We start from the raw sequence: 20354 nt of genomic DNA, 5'->3' as shown, positions 1-20354 counted from the left end.
CCCTCTTTTTAATCTCGCAAGTCCCAAACTCAACTTTTTTAAGGTTTTTTTAAGCCTCCGTTTTAAGGGCTTGAAAATGTGGTTTTTGAAGAGCAAACTTTTTTTCCCTTTTTTGAAAACACTTCCTCCCTCCTATTATATAGGTAACCAAACCGCGTTAGGGATAGCAGCGGAAATCCTTTTTGTGAAGCATAAGCAAAAAGATTGAAGCGGATAGCCCGACCCCGTCCTGGCCGGAGGCTATGGCGGGGGAACGCCCAAAAGGAATTACATGAAGAAATTCCAAACCATCCCAAACCTAACCGTGAAATCGCGGGAAGGGTAACCGGGAGCAACGAAAGTGGTATTACCGAGAATTACGGCGTCCAATCTCTCAAGGATAAAAAAGATCCTGGCCTGTTTGATCTTTCCGTTGAAAAAGAAATCTACAGAACGTAAACCTTCAAACTCCTCGTTGTTCTGAACATAAAATTCAGCCAGGACCGGGTCATAGGCATTCATATGGTAATTGGAAAAATATTTCGCAGTGATACCGGTTTGCAGATAAAGTGCCCGCTTGAACCAGTGGTCCTGGTAATAAAAAGAGTTTCTGGTAATAAAGGAAGGCACGTTCAGGACTTCATCTCCATCAAGGGTTTCCTGAAAAATTAAAGTATTCGCCAGGGCAAACTTCCCAAACTCAAAATCACGGGAAGCTTTTATGCGGGCATAATTAACCTGCCCCCCGTACTGAAAGGGTTTTACATTATCGTCATCGTCTTTGGCGAAATAACTGAAATTCTCAATTCGAGAGTACTCGAGGTCAAGATCCAATAAAGTCCTGGACAGGAACCGCACATTCAGGCTTTGTTTATTCTCATTTTGAAAATCATTCAACCAGTTATAATTGACATAATCACTCTGGTACAGCAAAAAGTTCCAGTTAGGAGCCCGATCATTCAGTCTTAAAGAAACTTCTGCGCGGCTGTCCTCCCAAAAATCATATCCCAGATCAGCTTTTAAATCATAACCGTCCATATCTCCGGCAACATTAAACATTCCATCGGCATAAAGATCAAACGGACCCACCTTATTTTCGTAAGCAGCACCGGCGGAATATACATCCCCAATAAGTCGGTTAGGAATAAAACCTTCCTCTAAATCCAGAACCGTATTGTACCCATAGTTATAATGTGTAAAGCCTCCTTTTATTCTCAATTTTCCTAAGTAAGAATTTGCGAACTGAACAAACCCTTCATTATATAATGATTCCAGCCTGGTCTCATCATTGATCTCAATATCTTCGAAAGAAGGACCAAAAACTTCGTTCGCAGCTGCCTGCTTAAACTGAAACTTTTTATAGGTGAAATTCAAAATATGTCCGACAGAAAGATTGGAATCAGATAGAGTGTCTTTCCTTTTATATATGTCAAAGGAGTGATCGAGGTAAAACCTTTTTCCATAAAGAGTACTCTCAGCATTTTCAAAAACGACATCCAACCTGGAGCGATCGTCAAATTCAGGGTCTTCAGAAATGAAATTTTCAATAGACCTTTCTGAAAGTCCGCCGTCCTCTTCATTCATAAGGTCCTGTGAGACAAAATGTGTTTTTAGTTTATACCTCTTGTCAGGAGTTTGATAATTTATAGCCGTTCTGAAATTACCCGTACTCACCAACATATGCTGATATTTCCCCAGGGAGCGCAAGCCCTTATAAGCGATCGAAAGATTTAAATTTTCGGAAGTATTTATCGTAAAGAAAGCATCCAGGGTTTGACCTTGTTCATAAACGGTCTTAAAATACAGTTCTGTAAAAGGAGTGGGCACATGATAATAATAGATATCATCTACCTCCATAAAATTATAATGCCTGGCCTGAGCTCCAAATTGGGGCAGGACATGATCATCCTTCGTGAAATTATAGGAAATTTTATTATAGGTCTGTCCTACATTCGGAAAAGGAAGCAATTCAAAATTGTCTTTTCTGAGGTAATTGAACTTATAGTATTTGTGGATGGTAAGGGAAGTATCTACCGAAGTGGTGTCATTTTCAACTGAAATGATCTTGTATTCTGAAACAGGGGCCGGTTCGGGGCCTTCTTTTTGGGTTTTGGATCTGGACTGATCATCATCCCTAGAATCGAACTGGCCTTGACTTTTAAAGGAGGTCCCAAGTTTTCTACCACCTTGAGAATAGGTTAACACCGGTAGGAGAATTACACCAATAATGATAAGAAGTTGCTTCATATTTTTTACTACTGAAGCAAAAGTAGGATAAATAGGGAAAATGAAAGGAGGTTAAATAAAAAAACCACCCCGAGGGGTGGCTTTATAATAACTTATGTGATCTTATTCTGTACGCACATCAGTAATTGTAAAATCAATCACTGCCTGTGATCCAAAATCATTAGAAACGGAACCTAGTGTAGTTGTACCAACTGATACAGTAGCACTTCCACCCGGTGAACCAAGACCATCACCATAAATATCGTTGATGGTAAAAGTATAATCACCAGCGGTAACACAGATTATAGAAGAAATGGCATCGTCACCATCAGCATAACCGCTTCCGCTAGCAATAGTATCACCAGCAGAATTTGTAACCGACCAAGAAATTTCACTGGCCCAGTTATCAAAATCAATAGCAACCTTCAGTTCAGCATTTCCTACAGGACAAACCTGACGTACATTCAAGGTAATAGGATCACCTGTAGTCAGTCCACTTTGAGGAAGCAAATTCAGAATTAAAGTTTTAGAACTAAAGTCAACGTTAACATCCTCTAGAGAAACAGTCAATACTCCCTCATTAGAATTTGCAGGGATAGTAACTGTCGCAGGCACTGAATAGGCTCCAGCATCTAAAGTAGAAGTACTAGAAACCGTAACATCTAAAACTCTGTCTGAACCAACAACATTGGCGGCAAACACTTTTACATCATAAGTTCTAGAAGAATTCTCATCTATACCAACATCTGGAGACCCAAATTCAAAAGTCACATAATTTGGCTCAGTAATTTCGTCATCGTAGTTACAACCTACAAAAGTTAACGAAACCACTGCTATAATTAATAACAAATATTTTTTCATAATATATTATTTGATTTATGATTCTAAAACCTTACGGGTTTTGAGAATCAATAAATGGGTTATAAAGAATTTCAGCTTCAGGAATTTCGAAAGTAAGCCTTTCATCATTGTAAGGAATAGACTCCCCAACGAATGACAAGTGGTTCGCACCTCTTACCACTGTTCCCTTATTTCTTTTAAGGGCCAGGTAACTTTTACCTTCTCCCCAAAGTTCGATTCTCGTTTGAAGATAAATTTCATCCATAAGTGCCTGACCAGATAGAGCATCTAGGTAAGTTACATCAGGAATCCTTTGAGATAGAAGTGTCTTAAGCGGAGTAATTGCATCCTGACCAATATGAGCTGCTGCTTCTGCATTCAAAAGATACATCTCAGCCACACGCATAAATACATAATCTGTAGTTACAGGACTTTGCCCTCCAATAGAACGTGCTGGATCATAGAACTTATCTAATGGCATAAGATCTGCATAACCACCAGTTGGTGCCTTAAATTGTAGTTTTCTAACATCATTGTCTGGGATCTGAGCATAAAGACCTGAATCAATTGCTTTAGCATCACCTGCCCATGCATAACTGTAGGTAAACCTATCAACCTGTCCCCACCAGGAAACAAGTCCCAACTCATTATCTAATGTAAGGTCTACTCCCCACATCCATCCTGAGGTACTCAAGTCGTTAAAACCACCTAGCACTTCTTCAGAAGACATTAAAGTAAAACCACCATTATTGATAACGTCAGAAGTTAAATTATAAACTTCTTGCCATTGATTACCTTTAAATCCATAAACATATGCCAACATTGCTTCGGCTACATATTTATTTATCTGTGTTTTATTTCCTCTATTGAATCCTTCCAATAAAGTAATGGCAGAATTTAGATCACTTTCTATCAAAGCAAATATTTCAGACATAGGCACTTTAGGACCATTCTGATCTTGAAGATCATCGTAGATAGGAAGAACCAAAGCGTCAGGTGCATATTCCTTAGTGAAATACTGAATCAAATAAAAATATGAATGAGCTCTAATGGCCTTAGCCTGTCCCATTATACGTTGGTTTTCTTCAAGTTCAGGAATAGCATCGTTACCGCCCAAAGCGTCAATTACAGTATTGGCAGAACGAATAATTCTGTAATAATATCTCCAAACCATATAGTTACGCGTTCTGGTAAAATCCTGAGGTGCCTGGAATTCAGTAATATCTGAACGGTACCATCCATAAGTACTTACAGAAAGAGCCATATCACCAGATAACATATCACCATAAATATCATACCCCTTATGACCAAAATCATCGTGGTTGGTAGTACCACCCGTCCCGGTTTCAATCATTAGTGCGTAGATACCATTCAAAGTACCGGCAACCACATCTGGATTTTTTTCGGCAGCCTCAGCAATCTGATCTGTTGTTAAGAATTCAGTAGGCTTCTCTTCAAGGAACTCTTCACTACAACCTACTCCCATTAAAAGGAGGGCTGCAATACCTGTTAGTTTAAATAAATTTTTCATATTAATTTTTTATTTTAAAATTTTACTCTTACCCCAGCAGTAATAGTGGTAAGCGGTGCATATAAACGACGTCCTGAGTTACCAGATTCACTGGTGTTTGGAAGGAATCCATCTCTAGCTGACTTCATAAATAAGTTATCTCCAGATACAAAGATATTCAAACGGTCAATTCCAGAATCTCCTAATATCTTTTCAGAAACAGTATAACCAACTAACGCATTGTTCAAACCAAAGAAATCTGTACTGGTTATAAATCTTGTGGAACCAGAAGTACCATTTGTCAATACGTTATCTGTTAAAGCAGGAACATTTGTGATATCACCAGGTCTCTGCCATCTGTTTTGGATGTCAGAATGGAAGTTGTTACCAGCAGCACCAAAACGATCACTCATTAATTCAGCATACTGATAATCTACTGCGTAACCACCTAGACTGTAAATAAATTGTGTAGAAAAATTAAAGCTCTTGAAAGAACCACCTAATCTTATACCACCACGAACATCAGGGATACCCGATTTTCCAATATATTTAGTCGTAGCATTAGCATAAGTATCAGTCACTTGCTTTTGAACATTCGCTTCCGGATTAGCATTCAAATATGGCACCATGTCAGCAATGGCATCATCACCATCATCAAAAATACCGTTGCTATTCAAATCATTGAAATACTGATACCAAAGAGGCGCACCATTTGCAGGATCTACTCCAGCCCATTCTCTCATATAAAGATCATAGATTGAACTCCCTTTAGAGTAACCGTATGGCGTATTTGAAGTATCAAGAATTCTAGGTTCTCCTGTAGAAGGCTCAAGTGGCATTGTTACGATCTCATTTTTGATCATCTCACCGTTTACGTTAAGATCCAATTTGAAATCAGCAGTATTTACTAAATGCCCTGTTAAGTTAAATTCTAAACCAGCATTTCGAAGTTCTCCGTCATTAACGGTAATAATAGCAATACCTGCAGAGGGACCAACTCGACGTTCAAAGATTAAGTTATCAGTATTCTTGATATAGTAGTCAACTGTTCCATCTAAGAAAGTACCTAAACTAAATTCAACTCCGGTCTGGAACATCTTAGAAGTTTCCCAGGTTAGATCAGCATTTCCATTATCACGTGCAGAAATAGAAATTCCACCGGCTAAAAGACCTAAGTTAAAGGTATCATATCCATCATAATAATCAATACCAGCTTCATCTCCCATTACTCCATAAGAAGCTTTAAGCTTTAAAAATGTTACAAGGTCACTGCTTAGGAAATCTTCGTTACTAACAACCCATGCACCTCCAACAGATCCAAAAGTACCCCACTTTTCATTTACGAAACGAGAAGAACCGTCGCGACGTACAGATCCAGTCAAGAAATACTTATCTAAAAAGTCATAATTAAGCTGAGCAAAGTATGAGTCAAGAGTACGACCTTCAGTATAACCTTCTGCAGGGCTCAAATTCTCAACAAAGTTATTAAGCTCATAAATATTATGGTGAACAGCTTTACCTTTATACTGACTAGTTTCAGAAAGCTTATATTCATTACTTTCATGAGCAGCCAAAACCTCTAAAGAGTGATCACCAAATTGGTTCTTATATCTCAACAATTGCAAGAAGTTTTTTGTCAACCTTTCAAAATCGTTAGTGAAAAGGTCACCTCCCGTAGAAACCCCACCTCCATAGAATGGGTTAGTGAAAACTTTTCTACGACTCATCGAATACTGAGCTCCAAACTTAGATTCAAAAGTCAAATGCTCTGTCAATCCAATTTCAAAAGAGAAATTTCCATTAAGCTCATGCCTGTTAGTACCATCAAAATCATACAACGCTGAAGCGATAGGATTCACGTTATTAGCATTTGGACGCGCTCTAAACTTAGAATCAGAACCATAGTCATATTGGTTACCTCCAAAAATAGGATCAGGCACTAAATCACCGTTATCATCTCTCAAGAATACAGGGAAAATCGGGGCCATTTTATCTGCGAATTCAAAAAGGTTTTCTGACCCTTCAATCTGGCCATTGTTCAAACTTTCAGAATATGCATATCCAATATTAGCTCCAACTTCCAACCACTCTTTTACCTGTGAAGAAACATTTAAACGAGTAGTATAACGGTCATATCCTGAATTAATAGAATAACCGTCATTATTAAGGTAACCAAAAGAAGTATAGTATGAAGTTTTATCATCTCCACCTCCAAAACGAACGTTCGCCTCTGTTCTGATCGCAGAATCAAATGCTAAATCTTCATATCTCTGCGGTGTATACTTTCTTGTCACACCATCACGAACCATACGAGTCTCTGGATCTATAAGTTCAGCAGCGGTCGCGTTCCACATATTATATCCCGCAGGAATATAGTTATCTGTGAACAACCTGCTATTCGCATAGGCAACAGGATCTGCGGCACCAGTAAGGACACCTCTGTTGTATATTCCTTCCCACACAAGTGGAATATATGCTTCAGGAGATTTAATTACATCGTAACGAGGGATCTGCTGAGAGTTAACACCCGTCTTAACATCCACCTCAATAAAATCTTCACCGAAAGTACCACCTTTTTTAGTAGTAATCAAGATCACCCCGTTAGCACCTCTGGAACCATAAATAGCAGTTGCCGTAGCATCTTTTAATATGGTGGTAGCTTTAATATCTGAAGGGTTAATAGAGTTGATACTTCCTGAAAACGGAACACCGTCTACTACATATAACGGATTTCTGTTTCCATTAACAGAACCAAAACCACGAATACGAATAGTAGAAGTAGTTCCAGGTTGACCTGAAGTATTGATTACACTAACCCCGGCAACCTCTCCAGTAAGAGCCTGTGAAACGTTAGAATAAGACTTCACATCAAGATTTTCAGCATCAATAGTTGTCGCTGTTCCCGCAAATGACTGCCTTGTAGCAGTACCATAACCTACGACCACTACTTCTTCAAGTTCTGCCGCATCTGTTTGGAGGGTCACATCAATTTGCTCAGCAGCACCTACAGTTCTTTCAACTGTCAAAAATCCTACATAAGAAAATACAAGAACATCTTCTGGACTAGCATTAATTGTATAAAGCCCTCCAAAATCAGTTTGAGCACCCGTAGATGTACCCTTCACCAAAACATTTACCCCAGGCAACGGCAGACCTTGATCGTCAACCACGGTCCCGGTCACCTGTTTTTGTTGTGCAAAACCAATTTGCACCACCAACACCAGTAAAAGTGTTAGAAATCCACTTAATCTTTTTTTCATTTTATAATTTATTTGAATTAGCCAACGCCAAAAGTGCTAATAATATCTTAATAAAACAAGTTATTCATTGCAGAGTGTTTGTTAATAAATTTAACAAGCCCGTCCTCTGGCCATTTATAATTATCAATAATAAGACTCAAACGATGTAAATTCTTTGGTATATTCAATTCGAAACACATTTTCCCTTAAAATATACAGAATCTTAAAAATTGTTTAAAATTAAAAAAGACATCAACCTTTCATTGTACCTTTAACTTCTCATATTTAGAGATATAAATATTAAACCAAGCCGCAAGAGTTTATTCTAAAATCATTTATTCTATAAAAGGTTCATTAAATTCGCATCCCAAATTAATCTCTAATTCTCCCAACCGGTGTTAAAAAAACGACACACATCTTTTGAATTCGAATGCGGTACCGATGAAGCCGGCCGCGGATGCCTGGCCGGACCTGTTACGGCCGCTGCAGTCATCCTCCCTAAATACTTCAGAAAAGGTGTAATCAATGATTCCAAGAAACTTACACCCGAGAAAAGAACAGAGATGCGTAAACTGATCGAAAACAAATCCCTTTGTTATTCTGTTCACCATATATATATGGAGGAGATCGACCAGATCAATATCCTGAATGCTTCCATCCTGGCTATGCACCACTGCATAGGTAAACTGGACACTACCCCAGAATTCATCCTGGTTGACGGTAATCGTTTCCATAATTACAAGCAGATCCCTCATGAATGCATTGTAGAAGGAGATGGAAAATACCTAAATATTGCAGCAGCTTCTATCCTCGCTAAAACCTACCGCGATGAGTTTATGATGAAGATCCATGAAGAATACCCCATGTACAACTGGAAACAAAACAAAGGTTACGGAACCAGAGAACACCGGGAAGCCATTAAGGAATACGGAATCACTAAATACCACCGAAAAAGCTTTAAACTATTCCCTGAGCAGTTGGAACTTCCTTTCTAAATGCTACTTTTGTGTAAAATGTGGTATTTATGAGAAATTTTCTGGCGGTCTTACTCCTGGCCCTCCTCGCCGGATGCGCAAATAATTCTTCAGAATCTAAAGATCTAATCGATTTTATCCCTGAAAGTTCAGTGGTGATTCTAAAATTACAGGATCCCGACCTGTTTTTCAGCAACCTTAGAAATAATGCTTTTCTAAAGAAGAACAGGAAACATCCACTTCCCAAGGAGCTTAACGAGAAACTTTCACTTCTCGATTATTTTTCTCACAAGGACCCGGCCTTTCTAGCCCTTTCTCTGTCCAACAGCAACCAGTTAGAATTTACCTTTATAAGCGATCAGCTTCCGGATTTTGACCTGGATTCTGTCCAAAATAAAATGGTGGAAACCATCACCACTAAAAAATACCAAATAAAAAAGTACACTTTAGAAGACCAGGTCGCTTTCGCCTCATCTAAAGACAGCATCTTTATTTTTAGCAGTTCCAAAAATTTACTTGAAGAAAGCCTTTCCGGAAAGGGATCCTTGAAAGATTCTCCCGATTTTCAAAAGGCACTAAAAGCATCTTCACCAAAACAACCTGGAATTTTCCTAAACCACGAAAGGATGAGTCCGGTATTTAAAAAATGTTTTCCGGAAGGCGACCTTAAGGTTCAGGATCAATTCAGCAACTGGACGAGTGTGGATGCAGAAATTTCCCAGGCGGCCATTAAACTGAACGGGATCACTTCGGCCAACGACACCCTTCCGAATCTTATAAATGTTTTTAAAGAAGTAGGTCCTGCGCAAAACCTAATTGCAACCGTTACTCCACTTACCGCTAAAGGTTTTACATCAGCCACCTTCAACAACTTCAGCAAATTGAATCAAAACCTCAAAAAGTTTCGAAATGAAGCTGTTTCCGAAGAAGTGACCAAGGAAAAGGAATTATTGGAAACCGCTGCAGAAGTTGGAATGATTCATTTGGATAACTCCAGCATTTTTACTGTGAGAACATTAGACACAGAGGCTGCAAAGATCGCTTTATCATCACAGCAGGAAGTTGTGGAAGATTTCCGCGAAAAAACTATATTGAAATTCAATGATTCCGGTGTCTTCGCTGAACTTCTGAAACCTTTGATATCTCCTGGAGACCTGAACTTTTTTATTTATTTGGACGAGTTCATTCTATTTTCAAATACTTCCGAAGCCTTAAAAGAGGCCATCACCGCTTTTCAGAACGACCAGGTTCTGGCAAAAAGCGAGGCTTACGCTTCTACCATGGAAAGCCTGAGCACCGAAGCTTCTCTCCTGCTGGTTTCAAATAATGAGCCTTTCAAAAAAGTGATCTCGAACAACATTTCCGAAGAATACAAAAAGAGCACTGAAGAACTGAATTTTAAGAACTTCCCGCTTACCGCGCTTCAGTTCATTTATCAGTCAGATTATGCGCATTTACACGCTGTACTTTCAAAGAGCAGTATCCAGGAGGCTGACACCCCCATTTCGCAAATGGCAAGTGTAAGTCTTGGCGCTTCATTGGCAACCCGTCCTGTGTTTTTTAAGAATCACAGAACAAACGGGATGGACGTAGCGGTGCAGGATACAGATAATACTCTTTATTTGATATCTCCTTCCGGAAAGATCTATTGGAAAAAGAAACTTCAATCGCGTATTTTAGGGGAGATACGATCTATCGATATACTGAAAAACGGAAGATACCAGCTTGCTTTTGCCACCCAGAACAGGCTTCATGTAATTGACCGGGAAGGTAATACGGTTAAGCCGTTTCCGCTAAATTTTAAAGACGAGATCACCCAACCCCTGGCTGTTTTTGACTATGACAATAACCGCAATTATCGTTTTGTGATCGTGCAGAACAGAGACCTTTATATGTATGACAGCAAAGGAAGAAGTGTAAATGGGTTCAATTTCTCAAAAGCCGGAGACAATATCATTCGCTCTCCTAAACATCTAAGAATAGGACGCAAAGATTACATTTTGGTTCCCGAAGCCTCCGGAAAACTTAATATTCTTAGCAGAACCGGAAAAACAAGAGTTCCCGTCAAGGAAAAATTCAACTTCTCAGATAATGACTGGTATGAATACCTGAGTCGTTTCCTGTCTACCAATGAAGCCGGAGAATTAATAAAAATAAGTCAGAAAGGAAATGTTCAGAAAGAAAACCTGGGCCTTGCAGAAGGTCATAAGATCGACGCCACGATAAAAAGCCTGGTGACACTTTCAGAAAACAACCTTACTATTAAAGGTCATAAGGTTTCACTGGATTTCGGGTTATACACCGCTCCAGAAATTTTTTATCTCGACAATAAGATCTACGTAAGTGTCACAGATACTCAGGCTCACAAAGTGTATCTATTTGACAGTAATGGCAAGTTGCTTCCGGGGTTTCCGGTATATGGGAATTCTAGGGTTGACCTGGCGCATGCAGACCGTGGAAATAATGTTGACCTGGTAGTTCAAGGGGATGATGACAGCGTACTGGTCTACGAGATACAGTAGAACCCCTAAATTTACTGAAGAGGACATAACTCATTCTGGTAACTCTAAAATTAGATTTGAAATTTAGCCCCCTTTAGGGGGTTGGGGCAACTTAAACGAATTAAACAAGTGGTCTGGATTGGTTCAGAAAAAGTTTCACGGAGGAAATTATATTTTCTGTAAATACCCCTAAATCCCCTGAAGGGGACTTTAAATTTTCGGTATCTTAAGGCTATAAATAGCCGATGAAAAACAATCCTCATAATATGTTTTATGGAGCTGCTCCAATTATACATGAGCAGGCTAAAAAATTGCGCAACAGGGAAACTAAGTCGGAAAAAATACTGTGGTGTTTACTTTCAAAACGTCAACTGAATGTGAAATTTAGAAGGCAGCACCCCATTAGTCTATTTATAGTTGACTTCTATTGCCATGAATTGAAACTCGTAATAGAGGCTGACGGTGAAATACACCAAAAAAAGAGAAAATAGTAGGGAATATGACCAAATGCGGAACAAACATATGAAAGGTTTGGGTCTTCATGTTTTAAGATTCCAAAACGTTGATATTTCAGAAAATACTGAGCACGTAATTGAGCGTATTCAACAGGAGGTTGCCCGTCTAAAAACAAAATCAGAAGAATGATTTAGCCCCCTTCAGGGGGTTGGGGTCAGACCAGTTCTGCCTCAAAAAGGGCAGAAAAATGCTTCTTTATTTTTTGCTTCACCTCATCCAAGGGAACTTCCTTAACGCCAAGTTCCACATTGAGGGAGGTCACAGCCTTTCCTTCAATTCCGCAGGGAATAATATTGTCAAAATAACCAAGATCGGCATTTACATTGAATGCGAAACCATGCATGGTCACCCAGCGACTGGCGCGCACGCCCATGGCACAGATCTTTCGGGCAAAAGGAGTGCCTATATCAAGCCATACTCCGGTTTCCCCATCACTTCGACCGGCTTCAATACCGTATTCCTTTAAAGTGAGAATAATAGTTTCCTCGAGTAACCGCAGGTATTTATGAATATCTGAAAAGAAATTTTCAAGATCCAGGATAGGGTAGCCTACAATTTGACCCGGACCGTGATAGGTGATATCTCCACCTCTATTGATCTTGTAAAAAGTGGCGTTCTTTTGCTTTAGTTGCTCCTCATTAACCAGCAGGTTCTTGATATCCCCACTTTTTCCGAGGGTATATACATGAGGGTGCTCTACAAAAAGAAGATGATTTTTGGTTTCTTCGGAAGTATTTTCCCTTCGGTTCCTGATCTTTTGATCGAGGATCGCCTGAAATAATTCCTGTTGGTAATTCCAGGTTTCTTTATAATCCCTGAGACCCAGTTCCTGAAATTCTATTTTCTTATTCAATGTAATTGCCAATTTAAAGAAGAAGTCTTCCGCCGAAAACCAGAGGATGTAATCTATTTATTCTTGTTAAGAATAATAAGAGCCGCCAGCACCCCGGGGATCCAACCTAACAAAGTAAGGATCAACACGATCAAAACCGAACCACAACCGCGGTCAAGCACAGCGAGGGGCGGAAATAAAATTGAAAGAAGTACTCTCCAGATGCTCATAATTCAGCACAAATATACCATTTTCTACGGCAACAAAAAGTCAATTGTTACAAGCTAAAAAACAATTGATTGGTTGCCCATTAGTCTGTATCTTTGCAAGTCGAAATTTGAAACAAAGAACATGCATTTATCTGAACAGGAAATAATCCGAAGAGAGAAACTGGAATCTCTGCGCAAACTGAACATAAACCCTTATCCGGCGGCACTTTTTCCGGTAGATCATACCACTGCCGACATAAAGGCGAATTTCAAGGAAGGTGAAAAGGTAGTGATCGCAGGGCGATTGATGTCCAGAAGGATCCAGGGAAAAGCCTCTTTTGCTGAAATTCAGGATTCTAACGGAAGGATCCAGGTTTATTTCAACCGCGATGAAATTTGTCACGGTGAGGATAAAAGCAAGTACAACGATATTTATAAGAAGCTTCTTGATATAGGAGATTTCATCGGAATTGAAGGAGAACTTTTCAAGACCCAGGTGGGTGAAATGACCGTAATGGTGAAGGATTTCCAATTACTGAGCAAATCTCTGAAGCCTCTTCCTCTTCCGAAGACAGATAAAGAAGGTAAAACCTTTGATGAGTTCAACGATCCTGAAATGCGCTACAGGCAGCGTTATGCCGATCTAGTGGTAAACCCTAAAGTGAAGGAGATCTTTGTAAAGAGAACCAAGCTTTTTAACGCCATGCGGAACTTTTTCAATGACAAAGGTTATTTTGAAGTGGAGACCCCGATCTTGCAATCTATTCCGGGAGGAGCTGCCGCAAGGCCATTCATTACGCACCACAATGCGTTGGATATCCCGTTATACCTGCGTATCGCGAATGAATTATATTTGAAAAGATTGATCGTTGGTGGATTTGACGGAGTTTATGAGTTCTCCAAGAACTTCAGAAATGAAGGAATGGACAGAACTCACAACCCGGAGTTCACCGCAATGGAGATTTACGTAGCTTATAAAGACTACAACTGGATGATGAAGTTCACCGAGCAGCTTTTAGAGCATTGCGCCACGGCTGTAAACGGTAAAACTACCGCTACCTTCGGGAAGCATGAGATCGACTTCAAGGCTCCTTACGCAAGAGTGACCATGACAGACGCGATCAAACAGTTCACAGGATTTGACATTACAGGAAAATCTGAAAAAGAACTTTATGAAGCCGCTAAAGGTATGGGTATCGAAGTGGATGACACCATGGGGAAAGGTAAATTGATCGATGAGATCTTTGGAGAGAAATGTGAAGGCAACTTCATTCAACCGACCTTCATTACAGATTACCCAAAAGAAATGAGTCCGCTTTGCAAAGAGCACAGAGAACATCCTGAGCTTACCGAGCGTTTTGAGTTGATGGTTTGTGGTAAAGAGATCGCGAACGCTTATTCTGAGCTTAACGATCCTATTGATCAAAGAGAACGTTTCGAAGAGCAGTTACAACTTTCAGAAAAAGGAGATGACGAGGCGATGTTCATTGACCATGATTTCCTAAGAGCCCTTGAATACGGAATGCCTCCAACATCTGGACTGGGAATTGGAATGGACAGGCTGATCATGTTCCTTACCAATAACCAAAGCATCCAGGAAGTACTGTTCTTCCCTCAAATGAAACCAGAGAAAAAAGCGTCCGCCCCAAAACCTGAAGATTTCATCAAACTTGGTGTTCCACACGAGTGGGTAGACACGGTGATGCATGAATTCGGAAGTGTTGCCAAGCTGAAGGAATTGAAAGCTACTCAAGTACACCAGAAGCTGAACGGTCTACGCAAGAAAAATAAACTACCTATTGCCGCACTTCAACTGGATGAAGTTGAAAAGTGGTTCTAAAATGACATTTTAGACAGTATATACAAAAAAGGAACCTTCGGGTTCCTTTTTTAATTTATCGCAGGACACCAGCAATGCAGACTTTTTGGGGTAGCTCCAAAATTATACCCCAGGGTGATCTGGTGAAAGCCACTACTGCTGTACACGATCTCATTGAATTGTTGGGAATAGGTGTACCCGAATATAAAGTCACTAACCTCTACCCCTGCAAAAGGGGTAACATAGCTCAGTTTTTGACCCGAAGCTGTGGCTTTATCAAGCCCCTGCCGGTAAGACAATCCTGCCCATAACTGGCCAAAATCAAAATCCCTGTATGCCTTTACATTAAGGTCTACAGCTTTTTCAAGGGTTGCCTCACTTAACTGAAACATAGCAGAAGGTTCCAAATACCAGTCATAGGATGGCGAGAAAATATATCCCGAAGTGAGATAATAGCGTCTCTGGTTTACCGAAATATTATCTGAATTAAAAAGCTCCCTTTGTACAGGCAACAGATTTCTGGCAGAAAAATGAGCATAGAATTCCTCCAGGAAATAAGACATTCCAATATCCATGTTAGCATATAGCACAGAGGTCTTTTCATTTCCTAAAATAGGATCGGTCTGAGTAAAGCCGCTTTGATCCAGCCTGTGCTGCACGATCCCGGCACTGATCCCGAAACTCAACCTGTGCAACTCCCGGTCTTCTGACGGGAGCCTCAAATGATATGCAAAAGCACCATAAGCACCTGTCCTGGAAAAATTTCCGTTCCGGTCATTAAAAAGGATAGCGCCTATCCCTTCTTTCTCCCTGATACGCCCATTAATAGTGAGAGTTTGCAAACCCGGTGCATCATCCACATCGAACCACTGCTGTCGAGCAGTGAGCCGAACTTGGTTTCTGTCGGCCGCTCCCGCCAGGGAAGGATGTAGTAGAAAAAGATTATCTGTGAGATAATCAGAATAAACGGGAATGACCTCTTGCGCTCCCACTTTAAGGCTAAAAAACAAACAAGAAATCAAGGCCCAAAAAAGGGACCTTTGTAAAGTATTCTTATTTCGAATTGAAGCCATATTAACGCCTTAATGTAAAATGACCTTTTATAGGTTCAAACCCTTCTATGAAAATGTGATACCAATAATCTTCGGAAGGCAGGTCTCTGCCATTCCAGGTTCCATCCCATGAAAAATTTGCACCGCTACCGGCAGCCAGTAATTTCCCGTAACGATCAAATATTCTGATCTCAGAATTACCATAAAATTCAACACCCTTCAGCTCAAAACGGTCATTTCGCCCATCATTGTTAGGGGTGATAAATTGCGGAACCACTATATGAGGAAACTCTTTTGTAACCGTATTGCAACCCTCCAGGTCTCTTACATAGGCTGTGTAAATTCCGCCGGGAACATTGTAAAAAATATTTGACAGTTGAAAATTATAACCATCCAACGAATATTCGAAAGTTCCCGGGTTGAATGTTTCAATTATAATAGAAGTATCTTCGGAAGTGATTCCCGAAATACCTGCAATATCGACCTGCCTGACCTCAAAATTTTTGGTAGCTGAACATCCATCAGAATTTGTGATTCTAACTGAATAATCGGCCGGCTGGCTAACAGTGATCGTTTGTAAGTTTGACCCTGTATTCCATTGATAACTTAAATCTCCTGATCCGGCATCCAGCGAGATCTGGCTTCCCTGACAGATCTGTAAAAATTCATTTTCCACATAAGGTTTTGAATTGACCTTTAAAGTTACTGCCGTTCGCGGACCGGGCATGCATTCAAAATCGGTTTTTACCGCTTCGGCGTAATATGTTCCTTCCGCAGAAGGAATAAAAGCATTTCCTGTTGTGAGCAAATTTCCGCCGGTTGCCTGGTCAAACCAACGAACCGTTTCATTAGCTTCAGATCTCACTTTTAATGGGGCCGCCTGACCTCCCTCGCAGATTGAAACATCTCCTTCACTTTGGGGAGCTAAAGGGATCTCCGCTATTAAGACGGCAAAAGGTTCAGAAGCTGAACTACAAAAATTGTCATTTAAGTTAACCGCATCTTCAGCCACTTTTACCCTGAAATATGTGGTTTCATTTATGGAAGAGGCTGAGTAATTATTGCTAGTTGCACCTGAAATATCAAGCCAGTTAACTTCATCTGTACTCTCCTGCCATTGGAAGAAATGACTGGTATAAACCGAACCATCGGGGGAGGCTGTAAGTTCAACCGTTGCCGGAATATCTTCTTTACAAGTCTTCTGAGTATCGCCTGTGACCGTACTGGAAACGACTTCGGTAAGGTCACCACAGGATCTAAAAATTATATCGTCAATTGCCAGGTCATTTCCGCAGCCTCCTCCCCCGTTATTGTACATTTTTAAGATCACCTCATGCTGGCCGGGCTCAGATCTAAATGTAAGCGCTTTTTGCGTCCAAACAGGATTGACGGAAGAATAGATATCTCCGGTATTTCCTTCGGCTAAAATAACACTACCTGTCTGGTCCAAAATTTGAAATTTCACATTTATGGGTATTTCAATATTTACGCAAGCACCATTAGATGGATTGAAAGCATTCATTAAGAAAGCAGAAAACTCATAAGTTGTCGCTTCACATAAACCTGAAACAGTAGTTTCATAAAATTTACCTGCAGTATGAGCTGCATTGACGATAAGGGCTTTTCCGTTTGAAACGGTAGTCGACGGAAGGTAATGCCAGTTCCCATTATTTTGTCCGGTATTATTGGTAATTGTATACTGGCCGTCAACATATGGAATCTCCGAGACAAAAGTATAGCTAGTTACTCCCGAAGGTAAAGCTGCCCCGGTCCCCTCACCACTTCCAAAGGTCTCGTGAAAAATAGGATCTCCTTTACTTCCCGGACAAAAATTAAGTTGAGAATTAACAATTGTCGGAATAAATAAAATTATGAAGAAAATCACCTTTTTCATCCTTCTGCAAAGGTACTGGATGTCTTTTGACATTAAGAATATCTTAACAACTAATTTGAAGGTTTTTAGCACACTTTTTTCGCTCGTTTTTATGATGCGATTTAAACCTTTCATGTTTCTTTCTGTCAAAGAATAAGCAAAATGCCTCTCTTTTTATTTTATCAGCTTTGGTTCAGCCGATCAAAGCTCATTTTTTTAAATTGAGCTCTTTTAACCAAATATTCACATTAATGAACAATCGATTATTGTTTAGGCTCGTTATTGTTTGCTTATCTTTTTCAATAACAAGTTGTGCCGTTTTCCAACCCGAAAAAGCTAAAAAAACGGCCGCTGCAAAGCCCGACTCAAAAGATAAGAACGGAATTAAAGCTTTTGATAAGGTCATCACCAAAGACGCTAAATCTGACGCCGGCCTTTTCACAGTTCACCAGGTAGAAGATGATTATTACTTCGAGATCCCTGACAGCCTTTTCAACAGGGAAATGTTGATGGTGACCAGAATTGCCCAAACCGCTACCGGAATTGGTTTTGGAGGCGGAAAACAGGACACCCAGGTTCTTAGATGGGAAAAGAAAAATAAAAATGTCCTTCTAAGAATTGTTTCTCACGAGATCTATGCAGCCGATTCATTACCTATTCATGAAGCAGTCGTAAACTCTAATTTTGAACCGATCCTTTATTCCTTTGACATTGCGGCCTTTCATAAAGACTCTGTGAATAATGCGACCGTGATCAAAGTTACCGACCTGTTCAAAAAAGATGTGCAGGCACTTGGATTTCCTGAGCAAAGAAGAAAGCAATACAAGATCACACGTCTGGATGACAGCCGCTCCTATATAGATACTATTAGAAGTTATCCTCAGAACATCGAGGTGCGTCACGTTAAAACTTACAACGCAGGTGATCCGCCTTCTAATGCAAGTACTGCTTCTATCTCGGTGAAAATGAGCAATTCCATGATCCTTCTGCCGAAGGTTCCTATGAAAAGAAGATATGCTGATGAGCGCGTAGGATGGTTCTCAAGAGGACAAACAGATTACGGACTGGATGCTCAAAAAAGCGAAACCGTTCGCTACCTGGATCGATGGAGATTGGAAGTGAAGGAAGAAGATATCGAAAAGTTCAAAAGAGGAGAACTGGTAGAGCCTAAGAAACAGATCGTTTATTATATCGACCGTGCTACTCCTAAAAAATGGATCCCTTACATCAAGCAAGGTGTCGAAGACTGGCAGGTAGCTTTTGAAGCGGCAGGTTTCAAAAATGCCATTATTGCCAAGGATGCGCCAACAGTAGAAGAAGATCCTGACTGGAGTCCTGAAGATGTACGTTATTCTGTAGTGAGGTACCTCGCTTCCCCGATCCCTAACGCCAATGGGCCTCACGTAAGTGACCCGCGTTCCGGAGAGATCCTGGAATCTGATATCAACTGGTACCACAATGTAATGACCCTGCTGAGAAACTGGTTCTTTGTTCAAACTGCGGCCATCAATGAAGATGCGCGTGGTGTAGAGTTTAAAGACGAGATCATGGGTCGTTTGATCAGGTTCGTTTCAGCTCATGAAGTAGGCCATACTTTAGGCCTTCCGCACAACATGGGAAGCAGCGTTGCTTACCCAGTAGAGTCTTTGCGTGATCCTGAGTTCACTAAAAAGTATGGAACTGCGCCTTCCATTATGGATTACGCGCGCTTCAACTATATCGCCCAGCCTGAAGACGGGGATGTCGCTTTAATGCCTAACATCGGCCCTTATGACAAGTATTCGATCGAGTGGGGTTATCGTCCTATTTTAGATACTTCTGCGGAAAATGAAAAGAAAACACTGGATTCGTGGATCCTGAAACATGCAGATGATCCTGTTTACAGATTTGGAGCACAGCAGGGCAATGTGATCGACCCCACTTCGCAAACCGAAGACCTTGGAGATGACGCCATGCTAGCGAGTCATTATGGTATCAAGAATCTGAAGCGAATCATTCCGAATTTGATCGAGTGGACAGCAGAAGAAGGAAAAGATTATGAAGACCTTGAAACCATGTACGAGCAGGTGCTTGGTCAATATAACCGTTATATGGGGCATGTAGCCGCTAATATTGGCGGGGTGGTAAAGATCACCAAGACCTATGATCAGGATGGAGCCGTATTTACTCATGTTCCTTCTGAAAAGCAGGAAAGAGCCATGAAATTCCTACAGGAAGAACTTTTTGAGACTCCCGAATGGTTGATCGACCAAAAGATCTTCAACAAAATTGAATTTGACGGAAACGTGGAAAGAGTTCGCGGACTCCAGGAAAGAACCCTTAATAATCTTCTCGACTTCGGAAGAATGGCCAGATTAATAGAGAATGAAGAGATCAATGATAAAGAAGCCTACTCCCTTCTGGATATGATGCAGGATCTAAGAAGTGGTGTTTGGAGTGAACTTCGCAGAGGCAAAGCTATCGACACCTACAGAAGAAACCTTCAAAGAGCCTACATTGACCGCATGAACTACCTGATGACCGAAGAGCAAAAGTCGGTGCCGGCCAGATACAGAAACTGGATCAACCAAAGTGACGTGGAGGTAGCTCAGAGTGATATTCGTCCTGTAGTGAGAGGAGAACTTATGAAATTACAGCGCGAGCTAAAAAATAGCCTCGGAAGAAGCCGTGACACCATGACCAGGTATCACCTTCAGGACGCGTTGGAAAGAGTTAATTTAATTCTCGATCCTAACAGTTAAACTTTTTACCCTACAAAAAGAAAAGCCGGTTGATATTATTTCA

The 20354-nt window shown here is 40.5% G+C and carries 14 protein-coding genes; 6 read left to right on the top strand and 8 right to left on the bottom strand.

Annotated elements, in window-relative coordinates; genetic code table 11:
* Nucleotides 1–267 precede the first annotated feature (267 nt).
* The 4 genes from ACFQ1G_RS12930 to ACFQ1G_RS12915 all read right to left on the bottom strand — a co-directional run bounded on the left by ACFQ1G_RS12930 (nucleotide 268) and on the right by ACFQ1G_RS12915 (nucleotide 7815).
* A complete protein-coding gene (locus tag ACFQ1G_RS12930) occupies nucleotides 268–2226 on the bottom strand; it encodes a putative porin (RefSeq protein ID WP_380740196.1) in 1959 nt (652 codons plus the stop codon).
* A 102-nt stretch (nucleotides 2227–2328) separates the two neighbouring features.
* On the bottom strand, nucleotides 2329–3066 hold the full coding sequence (locus ACFQ1G_RS12925; RefSeq protein ID WP_380740194.1) for a hypothetical protein: 738 nt from the start codon (nucleotides 3064–3066) through the stop codon (nucleotides 2329–2331).
* A gap of 31 nt (nucleotides 3067–3097) precedes the next feature.
* The gene (locus ACFQ1G_RS12920) at nucleotides 3098–4576 is read right to left on the bottom strand and encodes a RagB/SusD family nutrient uptake outer membrane protein (RefSeq protein ID WP_380740191.1); all 1479 of its coding nucleotides are present in this window, start codon (nucleotides 4574–4576) and stop codon (nucleotides 3098–3100) included.
* 14 nt (nucleotides 4577–4590) lie between these two features.
* Complete coding sequence (locus tag ACFQ1G_RS12915) at nucleotides 4591–7815, bottom strand: SusC/RagA family TonB-linked outer membrane protein (RefSeq protein ID WP_380740188.1); 3225 nt, start codon at nucleotides 7813–7815, stop codon at nucleotides 4591–4593.
* A 374-nt stretch (nucleotides 7816–8189) separates the two neighbouring features.
* On the opposite strand from ACFQ1G_RS12915, the gene ACFQ1G_RS12910 reads away from it, so the two are divergent.
* The 4 genes from ACFQ1G_RS12910 (at nucleotide 8190) to ACFQ1G_RS12895 (ending at nucleotide 11914) form a co-directional block, all read left to right on the top strand.
* Nucleotides 8190–8789, top strand: coding sequence for a ribonuclease HII (locus ACFQ1G_RS12910; protein ID WP_380740186.1), 600 nt, complete (start codon nucleotides 8190–8192; stop codon nucleotides 8787–8789).
* A gap of 29 nt (nucleotides 8790–8818) precedes the next feature.
* Nucleotides 8819–11290: a hypothetical protein gene (locus ACFQ1G_RS12905; protein ID WP_380740184.1), complete on the top strand. Its 2472-nt coding sequence runs from the start codon at nucleotides 8819–8821 to the stop codon at nucleotides 11288–11290.
* A gap of 224 nt (nucleotides 11291–11514) precedes the next feature.
* The gene (locus ACFQ1G_RS12900) at nucleotides 11515–11760 is read left to right on the top strand and encodes an endonuclease domain-containing protein (protein ID WP_380740181.1); all 246 of its coding nucleotides are present in this window, start codon (nucleotides 11515–11517) and stop codon (nucleotides 11758–11760) included.
* Nucleotides 11761–11776: 16 nt separating this feature from the next.
* The gene (locus ACFQ1G_RS12895; RefSeq protein ID WP_380740179.1) at nucleotides 11777–11914 is read left to right on the top strand and encodes a DUF559 domain-containing protein; all 138 of its coding nucleotides are present in this window, start codon (nucleotides 11777–11779) and stop codon (nucleotides 11912–11914) included.
* A 25-nt stretch (nucleotides 11915–11939) separates the two neighbouring features.
* Here ACFQ1G_RS12895 and lipB read toward each other — a convergent pair whose 3' ends face one another.
* On the bottom strand, nucleotides 11940–12638 hold the full coding sequence (lipB, locus tag ACFQ1G_RS12890; protein ID WP_380740178.1) for a lipoyl(octanoyl) transferase LipB: 699 nt from the start codon (nucleotides 12636–12638) through the stop codon (nucleotides 11940–11942).
* 53 nt (nucleotides 12639–12691) lie between these two features.
* The gene (locus ACFQ1G_RS12885) at nucleotides 12692–12847 is read right to left on the bottom strand and encodes a YqaE/Pmp3 family membrane protein (protein ID WP_380740176.1); all 156 of its coding nucleotides are present in this window, start codon (nucleotides 12845–12847) and stop codon (nucleotides 12692–12694) included.
* Nucleotides 12848–12968: 121 nt separating this feature from the next.
* Here ACFQ1G_RS12885 and lysS point away from each other — a divergent pair, with 121 nt between their 5' ends.
* A complete protein-coding gene (gene lysS, locus ACFQ1G_RS12880; protein WP_380740175.1) occupies nucleotides 12969–14666 on the top strand; it encodes a lysine--tRNA ligase in 1698 nt (565 codons plus the stop codon).
* A 50-nt stretch (nucleotides 14667–14716) separates the two neighbouring features.
* On the opposite strand, the gene ACFQ1G_RS12875 is transcribed toward lysS, so the two are convergent.
* Both ACFQ1G_RS12875 and ACFQ1G_RS12870 read right to left on the bottom strand, forming a co-directional pair.
* Nucleotides 14717–15718 carry a PorP/SprF family type IX secretion system membrane protein gene (locus ACFQ1G_RS12875; RefSeq protein WP_380740173.1) on the bottom strand — a complete coding sequence of 334 codons (1002 nt, stop codon included), beginning with the start codon at nucleotides 15716–15718 and terminating at the stop codon, nucleotides 14717–14719.
* A 1-nt stretch (nucleotide 15719) separates the two neighbouring features.
* Nucleotides 15720–17624, bottom strand: a complete 1905-nt coding sequence (locus ACFQ1G_RS12870; protein WP_380740171.1) for a T9SS type B sorting domain-containing protein — start codon at nucleotides 17622–17624, stop codon at nucleotides 15720–15722.
* Between the two features lie 197 nt (nucleotides 17625–17821).
* Between ACFQ1G_RS12870 and ACFQ1G_RS12865 the strand changes: the two genes are divergently transcribed.
* Nucleotides 17822–20311 carry a zinc-dependent metalloprotease gene (locus ACFQ1G_RS12865; RefSeq protein ID WP_380740169.1) on the top strand — a complete coding sequence of 830 codons (2490 nt, stop codon included), beginning with the start codon at nucleotides 17822–17824 and terminating at the stop codon, nucleotides 20309–20311.
* Nucleotides 20312–20354: the final 43 nt, after the last annotated feature.

The organism is Salinimicrobium gaetbulicola (assembly GCF_042676025.1).
Classification (GTDB): domain Bacteria; phylum Bacteroidota; class Bacteroidia; order Flavobacteriales; family Flavobacteriaceae; genus Salinimicrobium; species Salinimicrobium gaetbulicola.
The sequence above is the reverse complement of the archived record's forward strand: the minus strand, read 5'-3'. Positions and strand labels throughout refer to the sequence as shown.